Origin of the sequence: Coleofasciculus sp. E1-EBD-02, from assembly GCF_040218245.1 — a bacterium.
Taxonomy (GTDB): Bacteria; Cyanobacteriota; Cyanobacteriia; order Cyanobacteriales; family Coleofasciculaceae; genus Coleofasciculus.
Window position 1 is genome coordinate 1 of sequence record NZ_JAVJQN010000173.1, and the last position, 10225, is coordinate 10225.

Consider the following 10225-nt stretch of genomic DNA (forward strand, 5'->3'; position numbering starts at 1 on the left):
GTTTTGTTCACAGAGCCATCTAAACAAGTCAAATCCGAATCTCGCCAATCGGTCTTTGTGAGCAACCACAAGGCGTTTGACATCTCCTGACATGACTCGTCCCAATACGGCAAGCATCTTTTTGCGTTTGAAGTTAAGCCCCAAACCCCACACTCTACACCCCGTCTACAGAGTTCCAACCTCGACGCAATAGCAGAGAGTTGCTAACTACAGTCACTGAACTAAATGCCATCAGTGCGCCAGCTACAGCCGGATTAAGAGCGATACCAAATCCAGGTAGCAGTACACCAGCCGCTACGGGAATACCCAACGTGTTATATCCCAACGCCCAGAAGAGATTTTGGCGAATTTTGTTAAAGGTAGCGCGAGACAGTTTAATCGCCTGGACAATATCCAGCAAGCCGCCAGCTTGGGGGCTAGTCGCGCTCGGTTGCATGAGAATAATCCCCGCCGTTTCCCGGGCAACATCTGTTCCCGCTTGCAGGGCGATGCCAACATCAGCTTGGGCTAAGGCTGGACCGTCGTTAATTCCATCTCCAACCATGGCGATGCAGTTTCCCTGGGTTTGCAGTTGGGCGATCGCGGCGGCTTTGCCATCGGGACGGATACCTGCCATAACGTTGGCTGGATCAATGGCAAGGTGTTGCGCCACTATCACGGCGGCATTGGGTTGATCTCCGGTTAGCAGCATCACGCGCAGTCCCATCGCCTGTAGCTGTTCTACGGTGGTTTTGGCATCGGGTTTCGGTAAATCGGTTAGGGCAATGAGTCCAGCCAATTCTCCATCTACGGCTAAATACACCACGGTTTTCCCGACAGCCGCTAAGTTTTGAGCCTGTGCTTGGGCGGTATCACTAATAGTTACGTCTTGCTGACGTAACCAATCTTCATTCCCCAGTAATACCCGTTGATTGTCCACTAGGGCAGATATTCCTAATCCGGCTTCGGTATAAAAATCCTTGGCGGCTAATAGAGGTAACTCTTGTTGTGCTGCTGCTGTACAAATCGCTTCTCCGAGGGGATGAGTTGTGCCTCGTTCGGCTGCGGCGGCAAGTTGAAGGAGTTTTGAGTGACCAGATATGCCATTATTCGTCTGTAGGGGCGGGTTTAGGAAATTCGCGCCAGCTATTGAGGATAAGCTTTGTTCAAAACCAGCCCTGACCGAGCTTTCACTGTACACCTCGGCTCCTGTGCCCCCCGTCTCCCCATCTTCCTCCTCTGCCCATTCCTCAATAGACAGACAATCGGTTACAGTGGGTTTCCCTTGGGTCAAAGTGCCTGTTTTGTCAAAGACGATGGTATCGAGTTGATGGACTCGTTCTAAGATGTCACCCCCCTTAATCAGTAAGCCCCGTTCTGCCCCTAAACTGGTGCCGACTAGAATCGCTGTCGGGGTTGCCAATCCCAAGGCACAGGGACAGGCGATCACTAATACCGCGATCGCTAATTTTAAGCTCAAGAGTAAGGGTGAGGTTGAATCACCCATCAGGGAGTCTCCTTCACCGAGAACCTGAGTCCAGATTTTTGTCCCCACCAGATCCCAAAACAGGAAGGTGAAGGTGGCGATTGTCAATACCCCATACGTAAAATATCCGGCAACTTTATCGGCTAAATTCTGCACCGGGGCTTTCCGCGTTTGCGCTTCTTCCACCAGGGCGACAATTTGCGCTAACGTGGTTTCCTGTCCAATGCGCGTCGCTTGAATTGCGATCGCACCGGATTGATTTAATGTGCCAGCCGCAACCGGATCACCGGGTTGCTTGAGAACAGGTAAGGGTTCCCCCGTCAACATTGACTCATCCACCGACGACTGACCCGCCACCACTTCGCCATCAACGGGTATTTTTTCTCCCGGCAAAACCCGCAACCATTCGCCCACGCGAACTTGTTCCACGGGAATCTCGATCCCCAGTTCTGTCGCTGTGGGGGCGGATTTACCAATTAACCGGGCTACCTTGGGTTTCAGTGCCAATAATGATTCATAAGCGGCGGATGCCTGACGCCTTGCCCGTTGTTCCAAAGTCCGTCCTAGCAGGATAAAGCCGAGTAACATCACGGGTTCATCAAAGAAGCATTCCCAACCCAATTGAGGCAAGAATAATGCGGCACAGCTAGCCCCATAAGCCGCCAAGGTTCCCAATCCTACCAAGGTATTCATATTCGGGGTTTGATGCCGCAATCCGCGCCAGCCATCGCTGATAATTGGACGCCCAGGTCCTAGCAGGGCTAAGGTTGCCAATCCCCAGTGAAACCAGATCGTGCTAAACACGGGTAGCATTGGTCCATTCAACCAATGACCGATATGTCCGATGGTTGAGAGAATGACCAGAACCCCAGCAATTATTAATTGCCGCAGTTGTTCCTTTGCCTCTTGTTCATGACGTTGAGTCGGGGTGAGGCGTTCTTCTGAGGTTTCCCCGGCTTGGGAGTCACGGGGTTGGGAGGGAAACCCGGTTGCGGTTAATTTTTCCGCTAGGGTGGCGGGATCAGCCTGACCGACTTCATACTCAACCACAGCCACTTCTGTAACCAAGTTAACCTGGGCGGAAATAACTCCGGGTTGCTGTTCTAGCTGTCGTTCTACCGCACTGACACAGCCTGCACATTTCATTCCTCCAACATCTAGCGTCATTTGCTCAATGGTTGGGGTGGGGATATCGACGGCTTTTTCGGGAGAAATTTGCATAGATGTTTTTAATACAGACAGGTCTTTCGATGCCTGAATGCTGAGTTTTGTTAATACGTCTCTTTAATGATAATGATAAGGATTATTTTGCCAATGCGCTCTGCCACTGGCAAATATCATATTTTGATGACAATGCCGATGATCGGTTGGAGGTTTGAGGTGTGTTTTTGATGGGATCGGGAGGTGTTATGTTTTTCCCTATCCGGTGGCAGTTAAATAAGCCTTTTCGGATCACTACAACCCTTGATATTCCGTAGGTGGGCATTGCCCACCAGCCTCATCTGAGCGTGCCATTCGTCTTAAGTCGCCTGCTTAACAGCCAAGCTCTTCTTTTAGCTTGCGCTTCAAGTCATCAGAAATAAATAGTCCACTGATCTCCTTTTTAAGAGCCTCTAAGGTTTCTCCCTTTTCCTGGCGATCTTGATATACGCCCACCAGTAAAGCTTCCAGCCCAAATTTAGATAAGGCATCGGTAGCTATGCCTATTACTCCCAGGAACATGATGCCTCCAATCATTCCTCCTGGTCCGAGCATTGCTAAGGCGGCTGTGATTGCCGCTGCTCCTGTAAAACCCGTGGTAGCCATTGCAATCAGGAGAATAACTCCTGGGAATCCTAGTGCCGCAATTTTTCTAACAGCTTCGTCCATTTGATTACTCCTTTGTTATGATTTACGCTTTCTAGGTCTTTTTACCTCTAAACTAGCTGATTCAGGTGAGTGATTACCTCAGCAATAGCTGCTATAGACTATTGCGCTATTTGGCGGATGCTATATAAATATTTGTTGAGTTATCGAAGGCATAAGCTAATTTGGGTTCACAGAATCTTTACTCATGTTTATCTCAGCTTTATGGCATTAACCCTTCTTACAACAGATACTAAATATAGCTTTGATAATGACAAAATATTGAGGAGAACCGAAATTGCTAGAAGCTATCGACAATGCGAAAGAATCCGCAACTTGTGCAGCAATTGGTGCAGTTGTTGGTGCAGTTGCCTATCACCAAACCGGAGCAGCAGGTTTAGCAATTGCAGGAGGAGCTTATCCGGTTGGTTTAGCTGCATTTACGGGTGCTGGTGCAGTGGCTGGACTGGCAGTTCATGGTGCGACAAAGGAAGCCGCCAAAAACCTAAAAGAAGCTGCCACATTTGCAACAGTTGGTGCAGTTGCTGGTGGAACTGTGTACCATCAAACCGGAGCAGCAGGTTTGGCAATTGCAGGAGGAGCTTATCCGGTTGGTTTAGCTGCATTTGTAGGTACTGGTGCAGTAGCTGGGTTAGCAGCTTTTAGCATGAAAAAGTCCGTTGTTAGATGAATTGTGGTTCTGACGAAATATGGGTTTTCCGGACTTAGTGGGCTAAACTATCAGCTTTAATGAACCAGAAAGCTTGCCACACAATGATTGCCGCTTTTCACCGCCTCAAAACTCTCTTGAAATCCGGGTAAAATTGGTTAAAGCTATTGCTGTCCCATGTTCCGGCAAATCAAACTAACAATTTAGCACACTAACTACGGAAGACCCGTTCTTTTAAATCACTACACGCGGGAGTCGGTGCTTAAAGCCACAAAGGATTTCCCAGGATATTGTGTTTAACGATATCGCCCAGTCATCCACAGAGATTTGCCTGTCCCCGTCTCGTCCAATTAGGGTGACGATTTCACCAACCTGTAAATCGGGAATATTACTCACATCCAACATCAGTTGATCCATGGTAATCGCCCCAATTTGGGACACCCGTTGACCCCGAATTAATCCGGTCATTTTATTGGAGAGATTCCGGGGAACGCCATCGGCGTAACCGATACCCACTACAGCTAGACGTAGCTGTTTTTGTGTCCTGAATGTATAGCCATAACTCACCCCCGTCCCCGCAGGTATTGTTTTCACTTGAGTGACCCGCGTTTTGACTTGCATGACGGGTTTTAGGTTGACGTTTGGGTGTAAATGGGGTGCAGGATAGAGTCCATAAATCGCTAATCCGACTCGAACCCAATCGTAATGCAAAGCGGGGTCAGTTAATGTGGCGGCGGAGTTAGCTAAGTGTAAGCAGGGTGGGACAATATTCGCAGCATGAAGTTCGGCAATAGCCGCTTCAAATCGCTGATGCTGTAGTTTCATCACCGTGGGATCTGGACTATCTGCTGTGGCTAAATGGGAATAGACACTGGCTAGTTCTAAATGGGGTAATCGCTGGATTAATTGGACAAACTCTGTGGCTTGTTGCCAAGGCATTCCTAAGCGAGACATCCCGGTATCGATATTGAGATGAACCGATAAGGGGGTTTGACTACGACTCAGGGTATCGGAAAAAACCAAAGCCTGTTGGGGTGTACAGAGGGTGGGTTGTAAATGCCAATGCGCGATCGCACGCACTTGTTCGGGGGTATTGGTTGCGCCTAAAATCACGATGGGCGCGTCAATTCCCGCTTCTCGCAGTTGAATCCCTTCTTCTACTGTGGCGACACATAATCCATAAGCGCCTGTGGCAAGTGCGGTTTGGGCAACCCTGATCGCACCATGTCCGTAGGCGTCTGCTTTCACCACCGCCATGAGTTGGGTTTTGGCAGATAAAAGCTGTTTTAATTGGTTTAGGTTATGGGCAAGTGCCGCGCGATCGATTTCTACCCAAGTGCGTTCGGTTAATCCGCCGGAGACTTCCCATAAATTGGGCATAAACCCATCGGTGGGGATGAGTTCTTGCATTATTCCTCCACTCCTCTATCACTACTGAAATGCCACACAGCCTAGCATACGAGGTGGGGGAGGGATATGGGACAATCAGATGTGAAGTACCCTGCTATCGCTGAAGGTGAGGACTTTCGCGATTACTGGACTGACACAGCTAAAATTGTGGAATAGATTTGACGTTTAACCCTGAATTTCGACAGGCTCAATTGCCGCGAAGTCGAAGGGTTAAACCGGGCGCACGCCATGCGCCCCTACAATGCTAATCCACCAATTAAGGTGTGCCACGCCACTACGTTAAGGTTTCCGGTGACTTATCGTTTTGAGTTTAATCTTTACCAGCGCCAATTTCGACATCCCCTAACCACTCATCATGGCATCTGGAAAGTACGCGAGGGGATTATCCTGCGTTTGGTGGATGAAAAGGGGCGAGTGGGTTGGGGAGAAATTGCCCCACTTCCTTGGTTTGGTTCTGAAACCTTAGAACAAGCCTTAACCTTTTGTCAGCAGTTCCCGTCTCAGATTACATCAACCGATATTTTCTCGATTCCGGCTGAATTTCCCGCCTGTCAGTTTGGCTTTGAGTCAGCGTGGGATGGGTTAGTCGCAAGGAATGGGGAAGATAAGGGAGAGAGTCGTATTGAAACAGAAAAAACAAGCCTATCGTTACCCAATTCGTCGCTGAAATACAGTTATCTTTTGCCCACTGGAGAAGCCGCGTTAACCTCTTGGCAGGAAGGTTGGCAACAGGGCGATCGCACGTTTAAATGGAAAATTGGTGTAACCTCGATGGAGTCGGAACTGAGGTGGTTTGAACAATTGGTTCAAGCCTTACCCCCATCGGCTCAATTACGCTTAGATGCGAATGGGGGACTTACACAGCATCAAGCTCAACAATGGTTAAAGGTATCAGATCAGGCGGGAATTGTCGAGTTTCTGGAACAACCCTTGCCACCAGAGGAATTTGCCGCACTCAGGGCAATCCAAGATCAGTATAAAACAGCGATCGCCCTTGATGAATCCGTTGCTACGTTGAACCAACTCAAAACCTGTTACCAGCAGGGATGGCGAGGAATCTTTGTGATTAAAGCGGCGATCGCCGGATCTCCAACACAACTCCGACAATTTTGTCAAGCCCACGATATCGACGTGGTTTTCTCCTCCGTCTTTGAAAGTGCGATCGCAAGAATAGCGGTTCTCAATTTAGCTGTAGAATTATCTCATCCCCATCGGGCAGTTGGGTTTGGAGTTAATCACTGGTTTGTCTAAGTGGATGGGCGTTTCAATTCTGTATTGCCTGTTGCCTATTCCCTATTCCCTTTGAGAAATTTAGAATCACAATTCAACGGCTCAACAGCTTATGATTCAAGTCAAAACTAAACAACCCGAAGGACCCAAAGCCCCCAAATGGTGGCAAAAAATTCAGTGGATTACTAAGCCGCTGGATTACATGGATGCAGCAGGGCAACACTATGGTGATATTTTCAATGCCCCTGTTATTGGCAATCATTCCTGTATGTTGTTTGTCAGTCATCCCCAAGCCCTACAACAGATTTTCACCAACGATACCAAGCAATTTACAGCTCCTCCAGATAGGCTTTTGCAGCCAATTGTTGGAGATCATTCAATATTTGTGTTAGAAGGCGATCGCCATCGCCGGGAACGCAAACTCTTAATGCCACCGTTTCACGGCGAACACATCCGAACTTATGGGCAACTTATCTGTGACCTAACGGATAAGGTAATGCAGCAGGTGCGTCCCGGTCAAATCTTTGTGGCTCGTTCTCTAGCTCAAGAAATTTCTTTAGAAGTTATCTTAAATGCTGTTTTTGGTATTCATGATCCAGAGCGATTTGGTCAACTGAAAGGGCTAATTGCTAGCATGATGGATCAATTTAAATCTCCCTTCACATCAGGATTACTTTTTTTTCCAGCCCTACAGAAAGATTGGACACCTTGGGGTGAATTCCGTCGTTTAAAGCAGCAAATTAGTCAGCTACTCTATGCAGAAATTCGAGAGCGCCGTCAACAGAAAGACTCTTCGGGTTCAGATATTCTCACCCTACTGTTATCGGCAGAGGATGAAGAAGGTAAACCCATGACAGATGAAGAATTGCATGATGAATTGTTTACTTTATTAGTAGCTGGTCACGAAACTACCGCTACTGCGATCGCGTGGGCGCTGTATTGGGTTTATCGATCGCCTGATGTGCAAAACAAGCTGTTGCAGGAATTGGACTCTCTCGGTCAACAAGCAGACCCTGTGGACATTGCTCGTTTATCTTATCTCACAGCCGTGTGCCAGGAAAGCTTGCGGATTTATCCTGTGGCTGTCTTAACTGTACCGAGAGCCGTGAAAGAACCTGTTGAACTGATGGGATATCAGCTACAACCAGGAACCCGAGTTTATGGCTGTATTTATTTAACTCATCATCGCCAGGATTTATATCCAGAATCTCATCAATTTAAGCCAGAACGCTTTTTAGAACGCAAGTTTTCTCCCTATGAGTTTTTCCCCTTCGGCGGTGGGACACGTCGCTGTATTGGTGAAGCTTTGGCATTCTTTGAAATGAAATTAGTCCTTGCCAAAATTGTGTCTCAGTATCAACTAACTCTGGCACAGCAGCAACCTGAGCAACCTCAGCGACGGAGCGTAACCCTAGCGCCTAGCACGGGTGTAAGGTTAATTATGCAAGGTAGGAGATAGGGGAACCAGGGTATTGGTAGGGGCGGGTTTAGGGATTAATTTTGGTTTTTTCCCCTAACTGAAATGCGAAACCCGCCCTAAATTTTGGTTGGGGTGGGTTTAAGGAAATGAATTCTATTTTAATCGATATAAAACAGCGAAATAATGATTGGCTTATTGGTTTTGACAATAAGCAATTCAAAGAAATAAATCAGAAATTATTTGATCAATTTTCTAACTTATCTCTATGTAAAACCATTCCTAAGATTATTCTGGCTGAATCTAACCCTTGGCGATTCCTTGCTGCATTGAGTGCCGCTATTACTGCCAATTGTTCAGTATTTTTGGGCAATCCCAACTGGACACAACCGGAATGGCAGCAGGTTTTAGCATTAGTTCAACCCGATTTAATTTGGGGAGATTTGTCACGGGTGATTCGTCAAGAGTCATTCGTCCAAGATAAGGGACAAGGGATAATCAAGACGGAACCGACAATGGGTGTCACTGAATTGGGCGTTTGTAGTCAGCGCTTTAGCGCTGATGGCACTAAAGTGCCTACTACGAACGCTGATGGCACTAAAGTGCCTACTACGAACGCTGATGGCACTAAAGTGCCTACTACGAACGCTGATGGCACTAAAGTGCCTACTACGAACGCTGATGGCACTAAAGTGCCTACTACGAACCCTGGAATAATGATTCCTACAGGGGGTTCATCGGGTAAGATTCGCTTCGTGATGCACAGTTGGGATACTTTAATGGCGTCGGTGCGAGGGTTTCATCAGTATTTTGACCAAAAGCCAGTGAACTCCTTCTGTGTCTTGCCTGTGTATCATGTGAGTGGGTTGATGCAATTTCTGCGATCGCTAACCACAGGAGGACAGTTTGCTAGTCTACCCTTTAAAGAGGTGGTGGCGGGGAAGGGACGAGAGATTGACCCAAGGGATTTTTTTATTTCCCTAGTTCCAACTCAATTACAACGCTTACTCCGTGCGAATGCAGCAAATTGGTTATCCCAGTTTCACACGGTTTTGTTAGGTGGTGCGCCAGCTTGGGAGTCTCTCTTAACTGAGGCGAGACAACAGGGTATTCGTTTAGCGCCAACTTATGGAATGACAGAAACGGCGTCTCAAGTGGTTACTCTTAAACCAGACGCATTTCTAGCAGGGAATAATAGTTGCGGTCAAGTTCTCCCTCACGCCCACGTTACCATTCGCAGTACAACCGGGGAATTTTTGGGGACGCATCAAATCGGAATTGTCACGATTGCAGCAGAGTCTTTGGCATTGGGTTACTATTCTTCAGGAGATAAGGAAGGTGTAGAGTTAACTCAAAACCATGTCCTTGAGCGCAGCGAAAGAGGAATCAGGGCGAGTTTTGAGGAAACCACTGGCGCGAATCAAACCTCGCCCCTACAGACGAATAATGGCGCATTTCTACACTTCCCCAATCACCAATCCCCAAGCGCCAATAGTCATGCAACGCCTGATAAAATCCCAACGCTGCAATCCGATGATTTGGGATTTTTTGATGAGCAGGGATATCTAACCATTGTCGGACGGCACAGTCATAAAATCATTAGCGGAGGTGAAAATATTTTCCCAGCCGAAGTCGAGGCGGCTATTTTAGCCACCCAATTAGTGCGTGATGTGTGTGTGATTGGCATACCGCATAATTATTGGGGTCAAGCCGTTACAGCGGTTTACGTTCCTTGTGCATCGGACGTTTCTGTGGATATTTTAAAAGCCGCACTGATCAATGACTTAAGCAGGTTTAAGCAGCCTAAATATTGGGTTCCTGTTGAACAATTACCCCGCAATGAGCAAGGAAAAGTGAATTATGAATCTGTTAAAACAACGGCTTTAGAATTTTTGCCTAGGGCTGAACCCGACAGCAAGCCCTAAATAGGGTCTGCTGAATAAGTCTGGTGGAGGGGGTAGGGAGCAGGGGGAGCAGGGGGAGCAGGGGGAGCAGGGGGAGCAGGGGAAGCAGGGGGAGCAGGGGGAGCAGGGGGAGCAGGGGGAGCCTGACAGGTGTAGGTTTTTTACTTTAGGGTGGGGACAAGACAAGGAGGACAAGGAAGGAAAGTAGACCAGGAAGAGAAGAATTGTATAGTTCAAGACGTATTTAGGGAAAAAGATTGTCGTGGAAATAAACCATTCAAGGA

7 protein-coding genes and 1 pseudogene are annotated in these 10225 nt (G+C 47.7%); 4 read left to right on the top strand and 4 right to left on the bottom strand.

Going from position 1 to position 10225, the window contains the following annotated elements:
* The 3 genes and pseudogenes from RIC07_RS27370 to RIC07_RS27380 form a co-directional block, all read right to left on the bottom strand.
* Positions 1-147, bottom strand: a pseudogene (locus RIC07_RS27370) (IS607 family transposase); the annotation flags it as partial.
* A gap of 7 nt (positions 148-154) precedes the next feature.
* Positions 155-2686: a heavy metal translocating P-type ATPase gene (locus RIC07_RS27375; RefSeq protein ID WP_446397278.1), complete on the bottom strand. Its 2532-nt coding sequence runs from the start codon at positions 2684-2686 to the stop codon at positions 155-157.
* Positions 2687-2998: 312 nt separating this feature from the next.
* Positions 2999-3334, bottom strand: a complete 336-nt coding sequence (locus RIC07_RS27380; protein ID WP_446397279.1) for a hypothetical protein — start codon at positions 3332-3334, stop codon at positions 2999-3001.
* A 274-nt stretch (positions 3335-3608) separates the two neighbouring features.
* Between RIC07_RS27380 and RIC07_RS27385 the strand changes: the two genes are divergently transcribed.
* Positions 3609-4001, top strand: a complete 393-nt coding sequence (locus tag RIC07_RS27385; RefSeq protein WP_446397280.1) for a hypothetical protein — start codon at positions 3609-3611, stop codon at positions 3999-4001.
* Positions 4002-4214: 213 nt separating this feature from the next.
* Here RIC07_RS27385 and alr read toward each other — a convergent pair whose 3' ends face one another.
* Complete coding sequence (gene alr, locus RIC07_RS27390) at positions 4215-5360, bottom strand: alanine racemase (protein ID WP_446397283.1); 1146 nt, start codon at positions 5358-5360, stop codon at positions 4215-4217.
* Positions 5361-5681: 321 nt separating this feature from the next.
* Between alr and RIC07_RS27395 the strand changes: the two genes are divergently transcribed.
* From RIC07_RS27395 to RIC07_RS27405, 3 genes are all read left to right on the top strand, one after another.
* On the top strand, positions 5682-6641 hold the full coding sequence (locus RIC07_RS27395; RefSeq protein ID WP_446397284.1) for an o-succinylbenzoate synthase: 960 nt from the start codon (positions 5682-5684) through the stop codon (positions 6639-6641).
* A 91-nt stretch (positions 6642-6732) separates the two neighbouring features.
* Entirely contained in the window at positions 6733-8079 is a 1347-nt protein-coding gene (locus tag RIC07_RS27400; RefSeq protein WP_446397281.1) for a cytochrome P450, read from the top strand.
* Positions 8080-8186: 107 nt separating this feature from the next.
* Positions 8187-9962 (top strand): 2-succinylbenzoate--CoA ligase, encoded by a 1776-nt coding sequence (locus RIC07_RS27405; protein ID WP_446397282.1) that lies wholly within the window; start codon positions 8187-8189, stop codon positions 9960-9962.
* The last annotated feature ends 263 nt before the right edge of the window (positions 9963-10225 follow it).

Excerpts from the sequence above, each read along its gene's own strand:
- RIC07_RS27400 (WP_446397281.1), top strand. The coding sequence starts at position 6,733 with ATGATTCAAGTCAAAACTAAACAACCCGAAGGACCCAAAGCCCCCAAA.
- RIC07_RS27375 (WP_446397278.1), bottom strand. The coding sequence starts at position 2,686 with ATGCAAATTTCTCCCGAAAAAGCCGTCGATATCCCCACCCCAACCATT.
- alr (WP_446397283.1), bottom strand. The coding sequence starts at position 5,360 with ATGCCCAATTTATGGGAAGTCTCCGGCGGATTAACCGAACGCACTTGG.
- RIC07_RS27405 (WP_446397282.1), top strand. The coding sequence starts at position 8,187 with ATGAATTCTATTTTAATCGATATAAAACAGCGAAATAATGATTGGCTT.
- RIC07_RS27380 (WP_446397279.1), bottom strand. The coding sequence starts at position 3,334 with ATGGACGAAGCTGTTAGAAAAATTGCGGCACTAGGATTCCCAGGAGTT.